The 21,073-nt window shown below is 58.1% G+C and carries 21 protein-coding genes, 1 tRNA gene and 1 pseudogene; 7 read left to right on the top strand and 16 right to left on the bottom strand.

The window, feature by feature from the left end:
* Positions 1-18 precede the first annotated feature (18 nt).
* From ACEVJL_RS15580 to ACEVJL_RS15545, 8 genes are all read right to left on the bottom strand, one after another.
* Positions 19-95 (bottom strand) — tRNA-Pro (locus tag ACEVJL_RS15580).
* A gap of 200 nt (positions 96-295) precedes the next feature.
* Entirely contained in the window at positions 296-826 is a 531-nt protein-coding gene (locus ACEVJL_RS15575) for a peptidoglycan-binding domain-containing protein (RefSeq protein ID WP_302667555.1), read from the bottom strand.
* Entirely contained in the window at positions 823-2,049 is a 1,227-nt protein-coding gene (locus ACEVJL_RS15570; protein ID WP_008980308.1) for a peptidoglycan-binding protein, read from the bottom strand. The genes ACEVJL_RS15575 and ACEVJL_RS15570 overlap by 4 nt, the downstream gene beginning before the upstream one ends.
* A 9-nt stretch (positions 2,050-2,058) precedes the next feature.
* Positions 2,059-2,457 carry a spore cortex-lytic protein gene (locus ACEVJL_RS15565; RefSeq protein WP_235396255.1) on the bottom strand — a complete coding sequence of 133 codons (399 nt, stop codon included), beginning with the start codon at positions 2,455-2,457 and terminating at the stop codon, positions 2,059-2,061.
* 178 nt (positions 2,458-2,635) lie between these two features.
* Positions 2,636-3,643 carry an NAD(P)H-dependent glycerol-3-phosphate dehydrogenase gene (locus tag ACEVJL_RS15560; protein ID WP_008980310.1) on the bottom strand — a complete coding sequence of 336 codons (1,008 nt, stop codon included), beginning with the start codon at positions 3,641-3,643 and terminating at the stop codon, positions 2,636-2,638.
* A gap of 85 nt (positions 3,644-3,728) precedes the next feature.
* Positions 3,729-4,385: a glycerol-3-phosphate acyltransferase gene (locus ACEVJL_RS15555; protein WP_302667557.1), complete on the bottom strand. Its 657-nt coding sequence runs from the start codon at positions 4,383-4,385 to the stop codon at positions 3,729-3,731.
* Between the two features lie 3 nt (positions 4,386-4,388).
* The gene (gene der / locus ACEVJL_RS15550; protein ID WP_374738354.1) at positions 4,389-5,714 is read right to left on the bottom strand and encodes a ribosome biogenesis GTPase Der; all 1,326 of its coding nucleotides are present in this window, start codon (positions 5,712-5,714) and stop codon (positions 4,389-4,391) included.
* Between the two features lie 42 nt (positions 5,715-5,756).
* Positions 5,757-7,187: a DUF512 domain-containing protein gene (locus ACEVJL_RS15545; RefSeq protein WP_302667559.1), complete on the bottom strand. Its 1,431-nt coding sequence runs from the start codon at positions 7,185-7,187 to the stop codon at positions 5,757-5,759.
* A gap of 330 nt (positions 7,188-7,517) precedes the next feature.
* On the opposite strand from ACEVJL_RS15545, the gene ACEVJL_RS15540 reads away from it, so the two are divergent.
* The 4 genes from ACEVJL_RS15540 (at position 7,518) to ACEVJL_RS15525 (ending at position 12,266) form a co-directional block, all read left to right on the top strand.
* Positions 7,518-9,161 carry a hypothetical protein gene (locus ACEVJL_RS15540; RefSeq protein ID WP_374738353.1) on the top strand — a complete coding sequence of 548 codons (1,644 nt, stop codon included), beginning with the start codon at positions 7,518-7,520 and terminating at the stop codon, positions 9,159-9,161.
* Positions 9,162-9,270: 109 nt separating this feature from the next.
* A complete protein-coding gene (locus ACEVJL_RS15535; RefSeq protein ID WP_374738352.1) occupies positions 9,271-10,872 on the top strand; it encodes a glucosyltransferase domain-containing protein in 1,602 nt (533 codons plus the stop codon).
* A gap of 4 nt (positions 10,873-10,876) precedes the next feature.
* On the top strand, positions 10,877-11,836 hold the full coding sequence (locus ACEVJL_RS15530; RefSeq protein WP_374738351.1) for a glycosyltransferase family 2 protein: 960 nt from the start codon (positions 10,877-10,879) through the stop codon (positions 11,834-11,836).
* Complete coding sequence (locus tag ACEVJL_RS15525; protein WP_008980317.1) at positions 11,826-12,266, top strand: GtrA family protein; 441 nt, start codon at positions 11,826-11,828, stop codon at positions 12,264-12,266. The genes ACEVJL_RS15530 and ACEVJL_RS15525 overlap by 11 nt, the downstream gene beginning before the upstream one ends.
* 57 nt (positions 12,267-12,323) lie before the next feature.
* On the opposite strand, the gene ACEVJL_RS15520 is transcribed toward ACEVJL_RS15525, so the two are convergent.
* The 5 genes from ACEVJL_RS15520 to ACEVJL_RS15500 form a co-directional block, all read right to left on the bottom strand.
* Positions 12,324-13,094, bottom strand: coding sequence for a TIGR03915 family putative DNA repair protein (locus tag ACEVJL_RS15520; protein ID WP_374738350.1), 771 nt, complete (start codon positions 13,092-13,094; stop codon positions 12,324-12,326).
* Positions 13,091-14,362, bottom strand: coding sequence for a putative DNA modification/repair radical SAM protein (locus ACEVJL_RS15515; protein ID WP_374738349.1), 1,272 nt, complete (start codon positions 14,360-14,362; stop codon positions 13,091-13,093). Before ACEVJL_RS15515 ends, ACEVJL_RS15520 begins: the two co-directional genes overlap by 4 nt.
* A 131-nt stretch (positions 14,363-14,493) precedes the next feature.
* Entirely contained in the window at positions 14,494-15,315 is an 822-nt protein-coding gene (locus tag ACEVJL_RS15510) for a mechanosensitive ion channel family protein (RefSeq protein ID WP_235396271.1), read from the bottom strand.
* 75 nt (positions 15,316-15,390) lie between these two features.
* Positions 15,391-15,765, bottom strand: a complete 375-nt coding sequence (locus ACEVJL_RS15505; RefSeq protein ID WP_008980321.1) for a metal-dependent transcriptional regulator — start codon at positions 15,763-15,765, stop codon at positions 15,391-15,393.
* A gap of 73 nt (positions 15,766-15,838) precedes the next feature.
* Complete coding sequence (locus ACEVJL_RS15500) at positions 15,839-16,759, bottom strand: DMT family transporter (protein WP_374738348.1); 921 nt, start codon at positions 16,757-16,759, stop codon at positions 15,839-15,841.
* 92 nt (positions 16,760-16,851) lie between these two features.
* On the opposite strand from ACEVJL_RS15500, the gene ACEVJL_RS15495 reads away from it, so the two are divergent.
* Genes ACEVJL_RS15495 through ACEVJL_RS15485 form a run of 3 tightly spaced genes read left to right on the top strand, consistent with a single transcriptional unit; the run spans position 16,852 to position 18,912 of the window.
* Entirely contained in the window at positions 16,852-17,463 is a 612-nt protein-coding gene (locus ACEVJL_RS15495; protein WP_235396273.1) for a DNA-3-methyladenine glycosylase, read from the top strand.
* Positions 17,450-18,115 carry an HAD family hydrolase gene (locus ACEVJL_RS15490; RefSeq protein WP_374738347.1) on the top strand — a complete coding sequence of 222 codons (666 nt, stop codon included), beginning with the start codon at positions 17,450-17,452 and terminating at the stop codon, positions 18,113-18,115. Before ACEVJL_RS15495 ends, ACEVJL_RS15490 begins: the two co-directional genes overlap by 14 nt.
* 2 nt (positions 18,116-18,117) lie before the next feature.
* Positions 18,118-18,912, top strand: a complete 795-nt coding sequence (locus ACEVJL_RS15485) for an HAD family hydrolase (RefSeq protein WP_374738346.1) — start codon at positions 18,118-18,120, stop codon at positions 18,910-18,912.
* 49 nt (positions 18,913-18,961) lie between these two features.
* Here the strand turns inward: ACEVJL_RS15485 and ACEVJL_RS15480 are convergent, their stop codons facing one another.
* From ACEVJL_RS15480 to ACEVJL_RS15470, 3 genes and pseudogenes are all read right to left on the bottom strand, one after another.
* Positions 18,962-19,588: an ANTAR domain-containing response regulator gene (locus ACEVJL_RS15480; protein ID WP_008980326.1), complete on the bottom strand. Its 627-nt coding sequence runs from the start codon at positions 19,586-19,588 to the stop codon at positions 18,962-18,964.
* A gap of 26 nt (positions 19,589-19,614) precedes the next feature.
* Positions 19,615-20,832 (bottom strand): glutamine synthetase family protein, encoded by a 1,218-nt coding sequence (locus ACEVJL_RS15475; protein WP_110440903.1) that lies wholly within the window; start codon positions 20,830-20,832, stop codon positions 19,615-19,617.
* 154 nt (positions 20,833-20,986) lie between these two features.
* A pseudogene (locus tag ACEVJL_RS15470) lies at positions 20,987-21,073 on the bottom strand (IS5/IS1182 family transposase); the annotation flags it as partial.

Raw genomic sequence — 21,073 nt, 5'->3', positions numbered from 1 at the left:
TCTCAATGGATTGCGGATTGGTCCGAGTGCCGAGATTCGAACTCGGGGCCTCTTGAACCCCATTCAAGCGCGATACCAAACTTCGCCACACCCGGTTGTCGGCTCAGGACTCGTTGTCCCGGCGACTCGTTTATATTAGCACACCCCCGGGGAAAATGCAAGCTTTTTTTAAAATTTTTTTCGAATTTTTTGAAATAAGAATAATGTTGAGAAAACTGGCGAAATATAACTGTATTTGCAACTTTTTTGAAAGGCACAAAAACTCCTCCGAGAAGAATTTCCCGGAGGAGTGCATTTATTTTGCGGTTACAAACAGCTCATAAAGCCTGGAGAGCATATCCCAAGTCTTCCGATCCATCACTCCCGTCTGTTCCAGCTGGGCCAGACCCTGGAGCCAGCGGGTATTTTCCACTGAGGCGTCTCCGTGATAGCCGTCGGACGGGGCATCTACAATGCCGTTGAGCTTCTGGCTAAGGATCTGGAACATGGTCTGGGGCAGAATCATATAGCCGCCGGACATGCCTGGGGAGACCTGGAACCCTTCGCCGGGGAAGATGCGCAGAGAGCGGGTAGGGGAGACGTCCCGCTCCAGATCCACCCAGGCGGAGTGGATGGCGTCCCAGGTGCGCTGGTCCACCACACCGGTGACCGGAGGAGCCAGCTCTCGCTGGAACAGCATCACGGCCTCCAAGGTCTCCTCGCCAAACAGGCCGTCCATGGCCAGTTTTGGCAAGAAGGGGTAGCGGGTCGCCAGCCGCCACAGCATGTATTGAAGGTTGCGGACCGGATTGGACAGCATTTCCTGTTCCAATTCCATTCTTGTCATACCAATTTGACCCCCTTAAAGTCTGTGTTTCCAAGCTGCAGACCTCCGCCCGGGAACTGGCCCTGACGGCTGGTGGTGCCGTAGGTTTTACCGCCGGTTTGAGCAGATGCAGTCTGGCTGAGCGGAAAGTTGATGTTATCGTTGCGCAGATCCCGCTCAATGCCGGTGTAGTTGTTATAGAGAGAATACCAGGTATTGGGACCGACAATGCCGTCTACCTGCAGTCCGGCCTGTGCCTGATATTTCCGTACCGCCTGTGCCGTAGCATTACCGTAGATACCGTCCACCCGAATGGGGGTGAGGGATTCGTTAAACTCGGCGGTAAGCGCCAGCATGTACTGCAGGATACGTACATCGGACCCACGGTCGCCCGGCCGGAGAATACCGGGATACTGGAAGGAGAAAGTCTGGAACTGCTGGCCCATACTGACCAGCTCTGAGAGCTGGTTGGTGCCCACATAGAGATAGACCAGCTTATACCAGGTAGCCTTGCCTACAATGCCGTCCGGCGTGAGATTGAAAATCTGCTGGAATGTTTTAACCGCCTGCTCTGTGCTCTCATCAAATACATTAGTGACCGGAAAGAGCTTGGGAATGGCGGGATAGCTCTGGGAGACACGGTTGATCATGGTTTTGAGAACCAGCACATCGTCTCCGGTGGAACCCAAGCGAAGCGGCGTGCCGGGATAGGACTGACCCAGGTTGCGCACCGGCGCATCCTGGACCAATTCAATGTCGTTTCCATAATAGTACCGTAAAATCTCCATGGCGGAATAGCCCTGCTGAGCCAGATCCTGGCTGCCCCATTGAGAGAGCCCAGCGCAGGTGACGGTGGTGCCGTTGCAGAACTTGGCGGCCAGAGGCTCGACAAATCCCTTGCGGCGGATGTAGTCATTAAAAATCTCGTCTACGACCTGACTGATATTCTCGAAAATGTTGCGGCCCCGGATAAACTTTTGATCGTAAGCAGTGGAAGAGGTGATTTGAAAATCATAACCCCGGCTGGGATAGAACTCCGTGTAGACCCGGTTGAGGGCGAAAGAGATGATGGCCAGCACGTTGGCCTCAATGGCGGCGGGCTCCCAGGTGGGATAGATCTCACTGGAGGCCACATTCTTGACGTAATCCGGGAAGGATACCGTTACATTTTCGGCCCACTGATCGGGCGGTCCCAGATGCACGGTAATGGTGCTGGGTACGTAAGGGACGACAGATACTGCCATGGCGCCACCTCACAGATTCTGGCCCGGAATATCCCGGATGCTGTTTTGCAGCAGACTGGACTGGCCCTCGGTGAGGGGCTCCAGCTCCATATCCTGGAGAGTCTCTACCCCGTCAAAAATCTGGACGCCCTCTACCAGCAGCATGGCATAGCCGGGGTGCTCTGCCCAAACGTCACAGATGGCAAAGGGGGGCAGCTGCGCGCCGGGGTGTGTACTTTCCCCGAGCAGGGGCGTAGGGATGATGATCGGCTGTGTCATTCCGCTGGAGTCGGTGGCCTGCACGGAGAGCAGCTTGTATTTGCCGCCCTCTCCGCGCTGTGTGACCACTACCGTGGCGTCTACCACCGGGAGTTTGGCCCGAGAGGTATATACCTGCACCACCAGCCGTCCTTTACCTTTCACTTCCATGTTGTTTCCTCCTTCTGGGCAGGTGTGAGCCTGCCCTCGTTTCCCCATGCTATGCGCAGGGTGAGGGAGGGGTGCGGAGAATAGAAAAACACCCCCAGGATCTCGAAGATCCTTGGGGGTGCTGAGCAGTTTAACGAGGCGAAGCGGAGCTTCGCAGGGTGTTCTTTGCCAAGCTTTCTTACAAGAAAGCGGGAGACTCATCCAGCTCAGAGCGCTTGGCGCGGCTCATAAGGTCCGCAATCACGGCATGGACATCCCGGCCGTTGTAGAGCACCTCATACGCGGCCTGGGAGATGGGCATCTCTACCCCGGCCTTCTGGGCCAGAGAACGGGCGTTGGCGGCAGCGTAATAGCCCTCTACCACTGCGCCGATCTCCTCCAGCGCCTCAGGTACGCTCTTTCCTTGACCGATCAGAATGCCATACCGGCGGTTTCTGGAGTGCATGGAGGTGCAGGTGACGATCAGGTCGCCGACTCCAGCCAGACCAATAAAAGTCTCCTTTCGGCCACCCAGTGCCACACCCAGCCGAGCCATCTCCGCCAGGCCGCGGGTCATGAGCAGAGCCTTGGTATTGTCCCCGCAGCCCATGCCGTCGGTGCATCCGGCACACAGGGCAATAACGTTCTTCAGTGCGGCACAGATCTCGGTGCCGATTCGGTCGTCACTGGTGTACACCCGGAACCGGGGATTCATAAACAGGTCCTGAACCAGCTCCGCATCCTTCAAATCGTCTGCAGCTGCTACCACGCCGGTGGGAATGTGACGGCCGACCTCTTCCGCGTGGGAGGGACCGGAAAGGACCACCACAGGACATTTGCCCTCCAGCTCCTCCTCGATGACCTGAGAGAGGCGCAGGGAGCTATCCTTTTCGATGCCCTTCGACACCGAAATCACGATGGTGCCCGGATCAATGAGCCCACGCAGCTTATGGGCCGTTTCCCGCACGGCATAGGAGGGGGTAGCCATTACTACCGCTCCGCAGCCCTTCACCGCGCCCAAATCGGCAGTAAACTTCATCTCCTGAGGAAGCGGAACCCCCTTGAGCATGGGGTTCTCCCGAGTCTCCTCCAGTGCCACCGCCTTAGCGGGGGTGTGGGACCAGAGGGTAACGTCGTGACCGTTTTCCACCAAAAGCAGGGCCAGAGCCGTTCCCCAGCCGCCGCTGCCTACCACGGTAATCTTCATGTTTCCTCCTTCTCTTTTTCTTTTTGAAAAAGGTACATAAGGTATCGTAAGAAATACAAAGGTGACGCTGCGCGGTTAAGGAACCTCACTTCTTTTTATGCAGGGAGAACTTGTTTTCCGTGCCTGTGAGGAGCCGCTTGATGTTGCCGCGGTGCATGTACAGGATCAGCAGTCCGATGACTGCGCCCAGCACAGTAATCACCACGTTATGATATACAAACCAGGTAGCAAAGGGGAAGGAGGCGCCGGCCCAGCAGGAGCCCAGAGACACATACCGGGTCAAAATGGCCAGGATGAGGAAGCCGCCCCACACCACCAAAGCGATGCGCCAGTCGATCATAATGGCGATGGCGCCGCCGGAGAGAATGCCCTTGCCGCCCTTGAAGTGGAACATGCAGGGGAACATGTGGCCGAGCAGACAGAAAAGGCCAGCCCAGTATTTTGACAGTGCGACGACAAGAACTTCGTTGGCAATCATCTGCCGGAACAGGAACATGCCCACCCAGATGGCGACAATAGCCTTAAATACATCGGTGAGGATCACTACTAGGGTGAGAGGACCGCCGAAAGTGCGGTAAAAGTTGGTCAAACCTGCGTTTCCGCTGCCGTGGGTGCGCACATCATCCCGTAAAATATACTTGGAAACGATGACCGCTCCATTGAAACAGCCGCAGAAGTAGGCAATCACAGCGGTGAGCAGGGCAGGAAGTATAGCGGCAGAGCCTAAATCAGTCAAATCCATGGTTTAACCCTCCTTGTCTTCCTTCTGCCGGATAGTCAGCCGGATGGGCGTGCCCTCCAGGCCGAAGGTGGCGCGGATCTGGTTTTCCAGGTAGCGCTGGTAGGAGAAGTGGAACAGCCGGGCATCATTGCAGAAGCAAACAAAGTGAGGAGGCTTGATGCCGATCTGAGTCATATAGTAGATCTTCAGGCGGCGGCCCTTGTCCGTGGGGGGCTGTACCCGGGCGGTGGCGTCGGCCAGGACGGAGTTGAGCATGCCGGTGGTGATACGCATGGCGGACTGATTGTTGACGTAGGTAATGAGGTCAAAGAGACGGTCCACACGCTGACCGGTCAGAGCGGAGATGAAGATGATGGGGGCGTAGGTCATATAGCTGAGATCCCGCATCACATCCTTGCGCATCTTGTCCATGGTCTTGCCGTCTTTTTCGATGGCATCCCACTTGTTGACCACGATGATGCAGGCCTTGCCCGCCTCGTGGGCCAGACCGGCTACCTTGGTATCCTGCTCGGTGACGCCCTCCTGGGCGTCAATGAGGATGAGGCACACATCGCTGCGCTCGATGGCCATGGTGGCGCGGAGAACAGAGAACTTCTCAATCCGGTCATCCACCTTGGACTTCTTGCGCATGCCGGCGGTGTCGATGAAGAGGAACTTGCCCTTCTCATTTTCAAATACGCTGTCCACCGCGTCGCGGGTGGTACCGGCCACGTTGGAGACGATGACACGCTCCTGGCCCAGAATACGGTTGACCAGAGAGGACTTGCCTACGTTCGGCTTGCCGATGATGGCGACTTTAATGGTGTCGTCATCATCTTCCTCCTCGTCATCCGGGGGGAAGTACTCAAAGCAGGCGTCCAGCAGGTCGCCGGTACCATGGCCGTGGACGGCAGAGACGGCGATGGGGTCGCCCAAACCCAAGTTATAAAACTCGTACACATCGGGGTTCTCCCGACCCACCTGATCGGCCTTATTTACTGCCAGTACCACAGGTTTGCCAGAACGGAGAAGCATGTTGGCTACCTCCTGGTCGGAAGCAGTCATACCCGTCTTCACATCGCAGACAAAGACGATAACGGTGGCGGTGGAGATGGCGATCTCAGCCTGCTCCCGCATGAAGGAGAGAATCTGGTCGTCGGTGCCCGGCTCAATGCCGCCGGTGTCTACAATATCAAAGGTGCGGTTTCTCCACTCGCACTGGGCATACAGCCGGTCACGGGTGACACCGGGGGTGTCCTCCACGATGGACAGGCGCTGGCCGCACAGCTTATTGAACAGCATGGACTTGCCCACGTTGGGACGGCCCACAATAGCAACTAAAGGTCTCATGATAGTCTCACTCTCTTTTCTTCACTCAGCTGGGCAGAGCCGTCAGCTGGGATTATAGCGGTAGTATTCCCCGTCGCTTCCCGGGGGAGTCGTCTGCTCGATGGTAACAGGCAGACCAAGCATAGCGTCCACTAGATCAAAGCCGCTCTCCGCATCCACTGGACATACGGTGACGCCCAGTTCCCGCTCCACATCGGCCACCGTCACATCATCCAGGAAGACGGACTCGCCGGCGCGGAGCATGTTGGAGGGGATGAGCAGCCGCTGTCCCAGCTCCTGACCTTTCAACTGGGCAATGAGGTCCTGGCCGGTGACCAGTCCGGAGACTGTGATGGTCTCGCCAAAGAAGCGGTTGCGGATGGGATAGACCCGGCCCTGAAGTTGGGGAAACTGTTTTTTGGTTTTTTGCAGGATTTGGTCAATGAAGGGCGCTGCGGAGACTCCGGTGGCCACCGAGAAGGGGACCAGTTCTCCCACCTCCGGCTCATCCAGAGCCATATCTGCCTGGCTGAGAAGCAGCCGGAGCATGCCCACGCCGTTTTCCAACTGGGCCATATCCTCGTAGAAGGACTTCTCCGGCAGAGGCAGCCCGGCCAAAAGATAAAATTCGTCGGAGCACCAGGCAAGGCGGGTACCGTGCTTCTCCATGAAGGTTTTTCCAAACGCCTCTACCTGGGCAATGACGGCGGCGGCCTGTTCCTGAGTGTAGGGGGCGATGGGGCACAGCCCGTCCCGGAATTTGGTCACGCCCACCGGGACGATGGCTACACTGGCCACACCGGGATACATCTCAGACAGCTCCCGCAGCGTGCGGTCCAGAGCCGGACCGTCATTGACGCCGGGGCAGGAGACGATCTGGCAGTTCATGGTGATGTTGGCGGCGGCAAAGCGGCGCATGACCTCAATGCTCTCTCCTGCCCGCTTGTTTTTCAGCATCTCCACCCGCAGTTGGGGGTCCGTGGTGTGTACCGAGACGTTGATGGGGCTGATGTGCAGGTCGATAATGCGCTGCACCTCGCGCTGAGAGAGGTTGGTAAGGGTCAGGTAGTTGCCCATAAGGAAGGATAGCCGGGCATCATCATCCTTAAAATATAAGGTATCCCGCATGCCCGGGGGCATCTGGTCCACAAAGCAGAAGATGCAGTTGTTGGCGCAGGAGCGGGCCCGGTCCATGAGATAGGTCTCAAAATCCAGGCCGAGATCCTGACCCTCTTCCTTGCGTACATGGGCGGTGCGCCGGGTCCCGTCCGGGGAGAGAAGGGTCAGCTCCAAACGGGGGTCGTAGCTGTAAAACTTGTAGTCCAGCACGTCTACAATGGGGGTGCCATTGATCTCCAGCAGGGTGTCCCCCGCCCGGACCCCGGCGCGGTGGGCAGGACTGCGGGGGTCCACGTGCCGCACGACGGTCATGCTCATAGGGGACTCCTTTCCGGCGGCGGAGAACTGCTCCGGGCCGCAGATGTTTTCTCTCATTCTCACCACTGCCCCAACAACCAAAGCGTTTGTTGGGGCAGGAAAAACCGAAGAATGAATTTGCGTATTTCAAGCGTTTTGTTTATTTTACAATAGAATGGGCCGTATTTCAAGGCAAACAGGAAAATTCAACGAAACGCCGCCCATGGGGAAAAAACAAGGGAAAATATGTGCGATTTTTCCAGAAGAGGTGTCTGCATTTTATGTAAAGTCATGGTTGCGTGGGATGCGGCAGGATGTTAAACTGTAAACTGTGATTTTAGAGCCTAATTTGGCCCCCTGTTGCATCAGTCCGGCCAGCGGCGTCTTGTTTGTTGAAGGAGGGCACCTGTGATGATTCAACGTGCCGATTCAAACCGAAAGACCCTTTTGGCTTTGTTGGTTGTGCTTGCCGGACTGCTTGTGCTGCGGTACTGTGCCTTTGGTCTGTCCTATTATCCTCAGCTGGACGACTATATCCAATACTGCAACTACCGGCAGAGTACGGAACCTTTCTGGGAGATGGCACTGCGGGTGGGGCTGCTGGCCTCCCGGCCTTTGGCCAACATAGCCGACTATTTTATTTGGAGCCCCCTGTTTGACCATATGCTGGTGGGAGTGGCCCTGGTCTGTGTGTTATACGTGGCCGGTGTGGGCATGGTGTGGAGCCTGCTGAGACGGTATTTTCCGGTAGGTCCGGTTTTTCCCGTGGTAATGACCCTGCTGCCTCTGGGCATGGAGGGGCTGTACTGGATGTCCGCCTCCACCCGCATTGTGGGCGGGATGTTCTTTGGCTGTCTGGGGGCCATGGCCTTTGCGAGGTGGCTGGATACCGGGCGCTGGTACTGGCTGGCGGCCTATCTGCCCTTACAGCTTCTGCCCTTTGGGTTTTATGAGCAGAGTGCCGTGTTGTCCATGACATTGGTGTTGGGACTGGCCCTGCTGGAGCTGCCGCGGCGGAAATGGCGCTGTCTGGGAGCGCTGTGGGCTCCTGCTGCCATGGTGCTCTATTTTGCGTTTTTGTCCTTTATGGCGTCCAAGAACCCCTTTGTCTCCCGCAGTGAGCTGGTGCTGCCTGACAGTCCGTATTACTGGGACGTTTTCCTGCCCCAGGTTCTGGGGCAGATCAAGGAGGCGTTCCTCGAGGGCGGCCTGCTGACCCTGGGAAAAGGCTTTATCCGGGGAATGCAGATCTTGCTTTCCCGTGGCCTGTGGCTGTGGCTGGCGGTGATGGCGGCCGGGTGTGCGGGATTTGGTTATCTTGCCTGGAAAGAAGATAGCCGCAAGTCGGACCGTACTGCGGTGGGGATCCGTCTGCTGGCCTTGCTTGTGGGCATTCTGCTGGCGGTGGCTCCGGTGACCCCGTTCCTGATTTTGGGTAATCCCTGGTTCTCTCTGCGGGGTACGGTGACTTCCTTTGCCGGAATCGCCATGGTGGCGGATACGGTGGCGGAGCTGATCTTCTGCCGCTGGCGCAGGGTTCTGCCCTGGGCGGCGGCAGCCTTTGCGCTGGTATGTTCGGTGGCCTGTCTGTCCGAATTGAGTGATTACCGGGACACCTATCAGACTGATCAGAAGATTGCACACACAGTTTTGTCCACGCTAAGGGAGGACCAGGTGGCAGGTGAGACCAAAGTGGGCATTTTAAATCTGAAGTCCAACTACCTTCCCGACCAGAATTTTTACTACCACGAGCACATCCACGGCTGCACAGAGAGCAGCTGGGCCTTTTCCGGGCTGATCACTGCGGTGGGAGGGCTGGGACTGCCCAGCGTAACGCCTCTGACTACCACCCCAATGTATCAGCAGTGGAACTATGAGAGCAATCGCCCCGACCGCTTTGATCTGCTGTATTACTATGACGGCGAACAGTTGATCCCCGCCCAACTGGAGGTCACCGGGGAGAAGAGCTATCAGGTGACGGACCGCCAGGGCAACCTTTTGGGAACCATCTGGGAGGAGAACGGAAATGGATATTTCCAGCCCGCGGCGTAATGTGGCTCCCCTTGCAATTTGATACAAAGTATCCTACAATAATGCCTGCGGAATAAACCGGTCAGCGGTTTATTTACACGTATGGTTTGATAGAGAAGGAGGTCCTTTCATGCCCCTTGACCGCATTGCCGGAAATCTGTTTCAGCGCACCTCGTCCGCCCAGCGGGCCGCATTTTTGGCCTGTTTTGTATCGGGATACCTGGTGCACCTGTTTGCTTTTACCAACATCATCCCAAATTCCGATGGACTCAGCCGGGTCTTTGATCCCCAGCAGATGACGGTGTCCGGGCGGTGGTTTCTCCACTATGCCTCCGCCCTAAATAGCTTTACCCAGATGCCTGCCCTCATAGGCTTTTTCTCTATGGTCTTTCTGGCGCTGGCGGCGGCGGGCATTGTGGGCGTGCTGGGGATGCGCAGCCGGTCTCTGGCCGCCCTGCTGGGGGTGAGCATGGCCGCCTTCCCCTGCATGGGCTATACCTTCCTGTACATGTTTACCGCCTCTGCCTATTGTCTGGCCATTTTCCTGGCTGTGCTGGCGGTGGCGATGGCGAAAAAAGGTTGGCGATGGGCTGTGGCAGGAAGCTTGCTGCTGGCCCTGTCCATGGGCATCTACCAGGCCTACGCCGCCGTGGCGGTGGCCCTGTCGGTGCTGCTGATTTTAAAGCAGTGCCTCAGTCACCGGGCACAGTGTAAGGAGACTGCCGTGCTGGGTGTGCGCCTGCTGGCCTTCCTGGCGGTGGGAGCTGTGGCCTACTACGTCATTTTACAGGTGTTTTTGAAGGTAAAAGGGCTGGAGCTGCTGGAATACCTGGGGATGAGCCAGGCGGGCAGCGGTTATCCCATTGCCCAGCTGCCCTCTTTGCTGCTGTCTGCCTATAAGCAGGTGGTGGTGTTCTTCTTTGTGCCCGGTTCTTCCAACGCCTTTACCACTCCGCTTATGGCGGGGCTGGATGTGCTGGCCGCCCTGCTGGCTGCGGTGTGCTTTTTTGCTATCCTGGTGCGCCGCTCCCTGTGGCGAGAGGTATGGCGAGTAGCCGGTGCGGTTGTCATGCTCCTGCTGCTGCCCGTGGCGGTGAGTTTTGCCCAGATTATTTCCCCCTACTCCGACGCCACCCCGATTATGAAGTACCCCTATGTGCTGGTGTATGCTGCCGTGCTGCTGTGTGCCGACTTGGGACTGAGCCTGCTGCCACGCCCCCATGCGGGCGTGGCGGTCTCCTGGGCGCTGGTGGCCTGCATGGTTTGCCTGTGCTTGTATGGAGCCAACATCAATAATATCCTCTACACTGCTTCCGAGCAGGCCCACCGTTCTACCCTCAGCTATGCGACCCGGCTGATGGAGCGGATTGAGAGCTGCCCGGGCTACACGGGAGAGGAGGAGATCGTCATCATCGGTTCCTTCCCCGTGGACCGGATCTACTCCCAGATCGAAAGCTATGCTCTGGTGGACCATTACAGTGTTCCCCTGAACACGGTAGCTCCCCTCAATAAGCACATCTACTACTACCTCCAGGACTGGCTCAATATTCCAGTGGAGGAGCCGGAGGAAGAGGTTATGCTGGAGGTCTCCCAGTCCAAGGAATTCCAAAAAATGCCCCTCTATCCCGCCGACGGCAGCGTCCAGAAACTGGATGGCCGGATCGTAGTGAAGATCCAGGAGGAGTATACCCCCAAGAGCGACTACGAGATCGCCTATGAAAACAGGAGATGAACCCATGGATACACAGAACTCGCTGCGGGACGGACTGCTGACGGTAGTGCTCCCAGCCTACAATGAGCAGGACTCCGTTCCCCTGGCGGCAGATACCATCTGTCCTCTGCTGGAGAAAGAGGGAATCCGGCACGAGATTCTCTTTGTCAACGACGGCTCCCGGGACGGAACTTGGAAGGCGATCCAGGCCCAGACTGCCCGGCATCCTCAGGTGCGGGGAGTCTGTTTTTCCCGCAACTTTGGTAAAGAGGCTGCCATCTTTGCCGGTCTGGCCCAGGCCAAGGGCGAATGCGCGGTGGTGCTGGACTGCGACCTGCAGCATCCGCCGGAAAAAATTGTAGAGATGTACCGCCTGTGGCAGCAGGGCTACCAGGTGGTGGAAGGGGTCAAGGTGACCCGGGGCAAGGAGAGCCCTTTGCACACCCTGGCGGCCAAGACCTTCTACCACTTCATCAGCAGCGCCACCAAGATCGACATGTCCCGGGCATCTGACTTTAAGCTCCTGGACCGCCGGGCGGTGGATGTGCTGGTGGCCATGCGGGAGAAGAACGCTTTCTTCCGGGCTCTGTCCTCCTGGATCGGCTTTGAGACCACCCAGGTGGAGTTTGAGGTGCAGCCCCGGGCGGCGGGGGAGTCCAAGTGGTCTATCCGTTCCCTGGTGCGCTACGCCATCACCAACCTGGCCGCCTTCTCCACCGCGCCCCTGCAGATCGTCACCTTCCTGGGCGTACTGGTGTTTTTGTGCTCCCTGGTGCTGGGCGGCTGGTCCCTGTGGCAGAAAATCAGCGGACAGGCCCTGGAGGGCTTTACCACGGTCATTCTGCTCCTGCTGCTCATTGGAAGCATTCTGATGATCTGCCTGGGCATCATCGGCTATTACATCGCCAAGATCTACGAGGAGATCAAGGACCGGCCCCGGTTCATTATCTCTCAGGAGTGCGGAGGCAAGCAGGATGACCGATAAGCTGAAAAAGATCTTCGATCCCACCTTCTTCCGCTTTATCGTGGTGGGCGTCATCAACACCCTGGTAGGCTATGGGGTGATGTTCGGCCTGTACAATCTGGCCGGACTGCACACCTGGGGGGACGCAGGCTACTGGATCTCCTCGGCGGCTAACTACATTATCGGCAGCATCGTCAGCTTCTTCCTCAATAAGCACTTCACCTTCCGCAACCAGGAGAAGGGCGCGGGGGTGGTACTGCGGTTTGTGGTGAACATCTCGGTGTGCTGGCTGCTGGCCTACGGCCTGGCCAAGCCTGCCGTGGCCTGGATCCTCTCTGGCTGGGGACTGAGCGAGCAACTCCAGGGCAACCTGACTATGCTGGCTGGCTCGGGACTTTTTGTGATCCTCAATTACTTTGGCCAGCGCTTCTTCGCCTTCAAACAGCGCTAATAAAAAGAAACGAACAGCGGACCGATCAGATGGATTCTGATCGGTCCGCTGTTTTTCTCATTTTGCCAGGGATTCCTGTTCCGGCGGGGCAAATTCTGTCATGTCTCCCCAGTACCGCTTGGGCATATGAGTCATGCGGCACTTGGGATTGTAGCGCCCCTCAATGGAGATGGTGTGGTAAAAGCTGCGCCACATTTTTCGGTAGGCCAATTCCTCCTGGTCTGCCGGGCCTATTTCAAAGTCCTCCATAGGCAGGATGGCCCAACGGCCCGGAGTGTGGACCAGGGCCTCCTGGTGGGTCTTATCGTAGAGCAGGAACTGTTCCTGAGGCAGGCGGGAGCAGAAGTGGATGCGCAGCAGGGGCAGTACCCGGTTTTTGGGCGTGATGGTCCCCACCAGCACGCCTTCCAGCTGAGAGAAGCGGACAAAGCCGGTGAATAGATGGGCCTCGCTGCTGAGAGCCTGAACTGCCTTGTGGACCTGGTTTACCACCGGGTGGGTGAGGTCCCGGGTAAAGCCGGGCCCTCGCTTGTATCCCAGGCGGAGGAAGCGCCAAAGCCAAAGTTCCCGGTCGGGCAGGCAGGTAAGAAATCCACGCAGCAGCCAGTCCTTTCCCGTCTTTCCCAGCTTGGCCTCCAGAGAGCGGTACACCCGCTGGGCCTTGGCCCGGTCGGTTTCCACCGAGCGCTGGGCGTAGAAGGAGGCGCAGGCCTGATCGAAGGGAGTGAAGTCCGCCGGCTCCTCCCGGTGGGTGTAGGCCTCAAATACGCAGGTGAGAAAACCGGCCAGGGAGCCGTCGTAGAGATAGGAGACCTGAGTCCAGTTCATGACGCACCTCCCATGGAGAAGAGAGACAGCTGTTCCCATTCCGGTTGGGCCAGGTTGGAGGTCTCCAGAGCTACCAGATGGCGCAGCAGTCCATCCTGGCTGACCCGAAGCCCCCGCTCCATCCTGCCGGAACAGGTAATGAAATACTGGGCCCGCTTGAGCACCACCCCCAGCTGCTTGAGCCCCTGGAAGTTCAAAGGGCCGAAGCGCCGGGCGGCCAAAATCCGCCGGGCACTCTTGACTCCAATGCCCGGGACCCGCAGCAGGGTCTCGTAGTCCGCCCGGTTCACCTCCACCGGAAAGTGCTCCAGGTGGCGCAGTGCCCAGCCGCATTTGGGGTCTAGGCGGGGGTCCAGATAAGGCTGGTTTTCGTCCAGAATTTCTTCCGCCTGGAAGTGGTAAAACCGCAGCAGCCAGTCGGCCTGGTAGAGCCGGTGCTCCCGGAGCAGAGGTGGCTGGAACCCCTGGGGAGCGGGGAGCAGGGGGCTGTTGGATACGGGCATATAGGCGGAGTAGAAGACCCGCTTGAGGCGGTAGGTGCGGTAGAGCCCCTGGGTGAGGGCCAAAATCTGCCGGTCGCTCTCACCAGTGGCCCCCACGATCATCTGGGTGGACTGCCCCGCCGGGGCAAACCGGGGGGCGTGGCGGTATACCTTCAGCTCCTGTTTGGAGACCGTGATCCCGTCCCGGATCTGCCCCATAGGGGCCAGAATGGCCTGCTTCTTTTTGTCCGGAGCCAGCAGGGCCAGGCTTTGGGCGCTGGGCAGCTCGATGTTCACGCTCAGCCGGTCGGCCAGCAGTCCCAGCTGCTGGGTGAGCAGGGGATCAGCCCCGGGAATTGCCTTGGCGTGGATGTAGCCTCCGAAGCGGTACTCCTCCCGCAGCAGACGCAGACACTGGATCATTTGCTCGGTGGTGTAGTCCGGGTCCCGGAGGACGGCGGAGGAGAGAAAGAGACCCTCGATATAGTTGCGGCGGTAAAAGCCCATGGTGAGCTCACACAGCTCCCGGGGGGTGAAGGCGGCCCGGGGCAGGTCGTTGGAGCGGCGGTTGACGCAGTATTGACAGTCGTAGACGCACACGTTGGTCATCAGTACTTTTAACATGGAGATGCACCGCCCGTCAGCGGAGAAGGAGTGGCAGCAGCCGCACTGGGTGGTGCTGCCGATGGTTCCCGGTCGTCCCGAACGGTTGAGACCGCTGGAGGTGCAGGCGGCGTCATATTTGGCCGCGTCGGCCAAAATCTCCAGTTTTTGCAGCAGCTCCATACCCTTCACCTCGAAATAGAACATTTGTACTATTATTATAAAGCGGAGAAGAAGAAAGTCAAGGGGGAGTTTTTGGATGGAAAAAGCCCTGGCTGCCGGAAACGGCAGTCAGGGCTTTGCAGGAAAACAAGTTAAGGTTTCAGCAGATGGACGTTGAGATGGTTGTAGGTCATCTCGATGCCATGGCGCTCAAAGGCGGGACGCACGGCCTCCAGCAGGGGATAGTAAACGTTCCAGTAGTCCTCCGTGGTGGTCCAGACCCGCACCACATACTCAATGCAGCTGTCCTTATAGGCGTTGAGCCAGATGGCAGGGGCGGGATCGGAGAGAATTTGCGGGAACTGCTCTACCACTTCCCGCAGGGCAGTTTTTACGGTCTCAGTGGGGGCGTCATAGGAGGCGGAAAAGAGCAGCTCCATGCGGCGGCGGCCCAAATGGGTGTAGTTGATGACCTTGGCAGCGGAAACCTGGCTGTTGGGGATGTAGATCTCCTTATTTTCCGGGGTGACCAGCATGGAGTAGACCAGACCCACGGTGGATACGGTGCCGCCCACATTGTCGATTTCCACATAGTCACCTACGACGAAGGGCTTGGAGACCATGATGACGATGCCGCTGGCCAGATTGGACAGGGTGTTCTGAAGGGCCAGGGACACAGCCAGACCGGCCACGCTGAACACGGCAATGATGGAGGTGACGGGCACGTTCAAGGCGCTGAGGACCATCACGGCCAGGATAGACCACAGCAGCACCCGCACGGTAGAGCGGATATAACCCCGCACGGCGACGACCGCTTTGCTGCGGTTCAGTGCCCGGTCCACCAGCTTCATGAGGATCTTTACCACAATGATGCCGATGATGAGAGTCAGTGCACCCCGAAGGATGGTGGAGAGGGTCAGTGCCTGCCAGGAGACCCCGCCGGTTACCTGGGACAAAATGGAGTCAAGGGACATGAATATTCCTCCTTTGGATGGGTATTAAAAGGCAAGCGGCGGGACAAGCCCGAACGCGCGCCTGTAAGACGAATCTTATTCTGAAGTGTTTTGGCTGACGTGCCGCTTGAGGCACTCAAAGGTCTCGGGGCTGATGTCGTGCTCAATGCGGCAGGCATCCGCGGCGGCCGTCTCCGGGGAGACGCCCAAGTGGACCAGCCATTGGGTGAGGAAACGGTGGCGCTCATAGACCCGCTGGGCGTTGGCCTCGCCCTCCTCCGTCAGTTCCAGATGGCCGTCCTTTTCCATGGTGATGTAACCGTTGGTTTTCAGAATGGACACGGCGCGGCTGACAGAGGGCTTGGAATAACCCAGGTATTGGGCTACGTCGATGGAGCGGACGATGCCCTTCTCCTGGCGCAGCACCAGAATGGCCTCCAGGTAGTCCTCACCGGACTCGTGCAGTACCATAGTCGGGCCTCCTTTACGTGAAGTTTTAAGAATCAGTAAACAATATTATACCATAATCTCACAATTGATTCAACTAAAAGCTGTCTGCGGTCTGTTCCTTGGAGGGACTGCGCTTAGAGCGAAGGAAGGAGAACTTGGTCTCCGAGCCAATGACCGCCACAAAAATCAGTGCAAAGCCGGCCAGCAGACGGGGAGTGACCGGGTCGCCGTAGAACAGCACCGAGAACAGTACGCCGAATACCGACTCCAGGGATAAAATCACCGAGGCGGAGGAGGGGTCAGAGCCTACCTGTCCCACATTCTGGAACAGCAGAGCCACCGTGGTGCACACCACACACAGATAAAGCAGAGGCAGCAGTACCTGCGCCTGAGAGAAGATGGCAGCAGGGAAGGGCTGGAAGAGGGCGGCGCTGATCAGAGACAGGATTGCCGTACCTGCAAACTGGAAGACAGTAATGAGGTAAACGTCTTTGCCGGGGGAGAGCTTGTTTACCGCTACAATGTGCAGGGCGTAAAACAGAGCGCTGACCAGGGTGAGCAGATCCCCTATCGTAATGGTGAGATCGCCGTTGAGGGATACCAGGCCAACTCCGGCAACACACAGCACAGCGGCCAGAATGTTATAGCGGTCGGGGCGCTGCTTGGCCAGCCACCAGTAGAGGAAGGGGACCAGTACGCAGTAGACCGAAGTAAGAAAGGCGTTTTTCGAAGGCGTGGTGTATACCAGACCAAAGGTCTGGGCGCTGTAAGCCAGATAGAGGAAAGCACCCAGAATTCCGCCGCGCCAGATATAGTCCTTTTTAAAAACAGTCCCCCACTTCTTCCAGCAGAACAGTCCCAGCAGAATGGCTCCCGTGCCGAAGCGGAAAGTGAGCAGCCAGAACACCGGGGTAGCATCCAGCGTATTTTTCATAATGAAGAAGGAGGTGCCCCAGATAAAGGCGGCCAAAAACAGCATGGGTTTGGCCAGCTTGCGGGAGAGGTTGGATTTCATTGCATTTCACTCCTGTACGAAGTTGCATTTTTACGGGAAACATGGTAGGATACCGTTGCTTTGAACGTATTTCTCTCTTGGAGGTGAGATAGGTGGAGATCCTGCCAAAGTCCTTTTATGACCGGGATACCGTGGAGGTGGCCCGGGACCTTTTGGGCAAATATCTGGTGCGGGAGTATGAGGACAAAACGCTGATATGCCGCATCATGGAGACAGAAGCCTATGTGGGGCGGATGGACAAGGCCTGCCACGCCTACGGGTATAAGCGTACGCCCCGCACCCAGACCCTGTTTGCGCCGCCGGGCACCGCCTACATCTATCTCATCTATGGAATGTATCACTGCCTCAATTTGGTGACCGAACCGGAGGGGGAACCCTGCGCAGTATTGCTGCGAGGGGCGATTCCCGTCCAAAACAGGGATATTATAGCAGACAATCGCTTTGGCCGCAAGGAAAATGAGCTTACCAGGTATCAAACCCGCCATTTTTTGGACGGCCCTGGAAAGTTGTGTAAGGGACTGGCTCTCACCCGGGAGGAAAACGGTCTGGACCTGACCGTTCCACCCCTCTACGTGTGCGACGGACCAGCCCCCGACCCGGCTAAGATCCATGTGGGCCCCCGGGTGGGGATCGACTATGCGGAGGAAGCGGTGGACTTTCCCTGGCGGTTCTGGGCGGAGGAGGATGGATATGCTGTTTTTTGATCTGGACGGCACCCTGCTGGACTCCAACGGGGTGTGGCTGGACATCGATGTGGAATTTTTAGGGCGGCAGGGGATCTCCCCGGTACCGGCCGACTATACCGACTATGTGGCCCACCACAGTGCACCGGACGCCGCCCGCTACACGAAAGAGCGCTTTGGGCTGCCCCATAGTCCGCAGGAGATTTTAGACGCCTGGATGGAACTGGCCCGGGAGGCCTACGCCCACACTCTGCCCCTGAAGCCGGGAGCAAAAGAGTTTTTACTGCGCTGCCACCAGGCGGGGGAGCGGATGGCGGTGCTCACCTCCTGCATGCCGCCTCTGTGTCGGGCGGCGCTGGAACGCCACGGTCTGCTGCCGCTTCTGGAGCGGGTCATTACTACCAAGGAACTGGGCCTGGAAAAGCGCGACTCTAACCTCTACCGCCGGGCAGCGGAGGAGATGGGAGTGGCCTGTGGAGACTGCTTGCTCTTCGAGGACGCTCCGGACTACTGTGCTGCCGCCCGCCAGGCGGGCTGGTCGGTGGCGAGGGTAAAGGACGCCCTGTTTGAAGGTCGGGAAGCGGAGCTTCAAGAGCTGTGCCGCTACTGGGTGGAAACCTTCCAGACCCTGCCCCCGGAGCTGGAAAAGCGGATCTTTCAAGGAGAAACATGACTATGGTGAAATTGATCGTCAGTGATATTGATGGAACTCTGCTGCCCTATGGGCAGATCAACCTGCGGCCCAGCCTGTTCCAGGTGATTGAGCAGCTGCGGGAGCGGGGAGTGATCTTCTGTCCCGCCTCTGGGCGGCAGTACCACTCCCTGCGCGGGCTGTTCACCCCGGTGCAGGATGAGCTGGCCTATCTGTGTGAAAACGGGGCCATTCTCTATGGGGCGGGCCGGGAGGAGGACGCCCCGGTACTGGGCAAGACCTCTATGCCCCGGGAGGCGTCTCTTGCTCTGGCAGAGGACATCCTGGCCCTGCCGGGCTGCCAGCTGCTAGTGTCCGGCGCTAACGTAAGCTATGTGTGCCGGTGCACGAGCGACTATGTGTCCATGCTGAAAGATGAGAAGGGCAACCGGGTCCAGATTTTGGAGCATCCCCGGCAAATTGAGGAGGACATTTTGAAGGTGTCGGCCTACTGCCCCGCAGGGACCAAAGAGCCTGCCCAGGTTCTGGGACCCCAGTGGGGGGAGGCGCTGCATATGGCGGCGGCAGGTCCCGACTGGCTGGACTTTACTCTGGCAGACAAGGGAACCGGCCTGGAGCAGCTGTGCCGGGCGCTGGGAGTCTCGCCGGAGGAGACCGTTGCCTTTGGGGATAACTGGAACGACGCTGCCATGCTTCACCGGGCTGGCCGGGGCTACCTGATGGAGCAGGCTGACCCGGAGCTGGGTAAGCAGTTTTCTCTGCGCTGCGGCGATGTGGAAGAACGGCTGCGTGACTTTTTGGCGGGAGGAACCTTATAAACAAACCGCGCTGAGCGCCAGACAGAGATCTGGAACTCAGCGCGGTTTTTTATGGCAGAGAGGAGAATGGGTTATCACTCAAAGGGGGCTGCCCGGCGTAGGTCTTGATGATGTCCTGGGCCACCTCCCGTTTGGAGACACGGGTGTCCATAGACTGCTTTTCGATGTAGCGGTGGGCCTGGGCTTCCGTCATGTTGAGACACTGGATGAGCAGCCACTTGGCCCGGTTCACGAGACGGATCTCCTCCATGCGTTCTTCCACCGACTGCTGTTTGGCCTCCAGCTTGCGCAGCCGCTCCCGCAGGGCACAAAGTACCCGCAGAGAGTGGGTGATCATAGGCAGAGAGGTGGGCTTGGACAAGGTGAGCACCCCGTGAGGGGTCACTTTGGAGTAGACGTCGTTATAAAGCGCGCTCTTCACACACAATAGAACTCCAGCGTGGCTGGTGCTGCACACGTCAATAGCAAGACGCATACCAAAGTCGTCCTGGAGAGGGGCATTGATGAGGACGATATCGTACTCCTTGTCCAGCAGCGCCCGGCGGGCCTCTCCACAGCTCTTTACCATGTTTACTGGGAAGAAATCATTGCGGGGGAGCAGGTCGGAGACGGTGCGGTCAAAGGCGGCCGAGGCCGAAACCACCAGTACGCTGTACGTGCGTTCCTGGAATACCATAACATCTCCTCCTTCTCCAAATGATATCAGCCTCTCCGGCGGCAGTAGGCGGCGACTACCGAGGGGGGCAGGTGCTGGGTGACAAATTTGCTCTCCCAGGCGGCGCTCATGGCCTCTTCCAGGCAGGTGGGCAGCCGACGGTAGCGGGAGAGAACACCGGCGGGCGCGGTGTAGAGGTTAAAGTCGGCGGGAGCAGGGAGGGTGAGTCCCTGCTTGATGCCGTAGAGTCCCGCATAGATGAGCATGGCAAAGGCCAGGTAGGGATTGGCCGAAGGGTCGGCGGAGCGCAGCTCCGCACGCCGGAACTCGCCGACGGCAGCCGGAATGCGAATCAGCTGGGAGCGGTTCTCCGAGGACCAGGTGATGTAGCCCGGGGCCTTGCTGCTGCCCAGACGCAGATAGGAGTTGGCGGTGGGGTTTAAAAATGCGGTAAGGGGATAGGCCTGATCCAACAGTCCGGCGATAACATGGGGCAGGGGATCGCTGCCCTCCGGCCCCTTAACGGAGAAATTGATGTGCAGGCCGCTGCCTGCCCGGTTGCTCAAAGGCTTGGGGGAGAAGTCGGCCCACAGGCCGTTGCGGGCGGCCACCGTCTTGACAATGGAGCAGAAGGTGACCGCATTGTCTGCGGCGGTGAGGGGATCGGAGTAGCGGAAATCGATCTCGTTTTGTCCCGGTCCCTCTTCGTGGTGAGAGCCCTCGGGCTGGATGCCCATCTGCTCCAGGATCATGCAAATCTCCCGGCGGATGTTCTCTCCCTTGTCCTCGGGAGCCACGTCCATATAGCCCGCCTGATCATAGGGCTGGGTGGTGGGATTGCCCGCCTCGTCGGTTTGAAAGAGATAAAATTCCATCTCCGAGCCGAAGGCAAAGGCGTATCCCTCCTGAGCGGCCTGGGCCACAGCCTTTTTCAGCAGCCCACGGGTGTCGGAATCCAGGGGAGTGCCGTCCGGGTGGGTGACGTCACAGAACATGCGCACCACCCGGCCGTTCTCCGGCCGCCAGGGCAGGGAGATGAGGGTGGCAGGATCGGGGTGGAGAAAAAGATCAGAGCGGACCTCTCCGCCAAAGCCGGCAATGGCCGAGGCGTCAAAGGCCACGCCGTAAGTGAATGCCCGCTGAAGCTGGCTGGGCATGATGGTAATGTTTTTCTGCTTGCCGTATACGTCGCAGAAGGCCAGACGGATGAACTTCACATCCTCCTCCTGGACAAACTGGATGACTTCTTCCGGTGAATATTTCATGGCGTGTATGCCTCCCTTGTGGGCGGGAATCAACTCCCGGGATGAAATAAAAAAGGGACGTTCCGGGGGAAAAAGGGGACACTTCTCCCAGGGAACATCCTTGTTCATGGTAGATAAAATACTAGGCCTTGTTTGAAAAATGTGTAGTCTTGTTCTAAAGCAACAAGATAGCAATAGCAGCAAGGTAGACGAAGGCCAGAAAAGAGACATCCAATTTGTCATATCTGGTAGCGACTCTCCG

Source organism: Flintibacter porci (assembly GCF_041925195.1).
GTDB lineage: Bacteria > Bacillota > Clostridia > Oscillospirales > Oscillospiraceae > Lawsonibacter > Lawsonibacter porci.
This window is presented reverse-complemented; position numbering and strand designations above follow the sequence as displayed.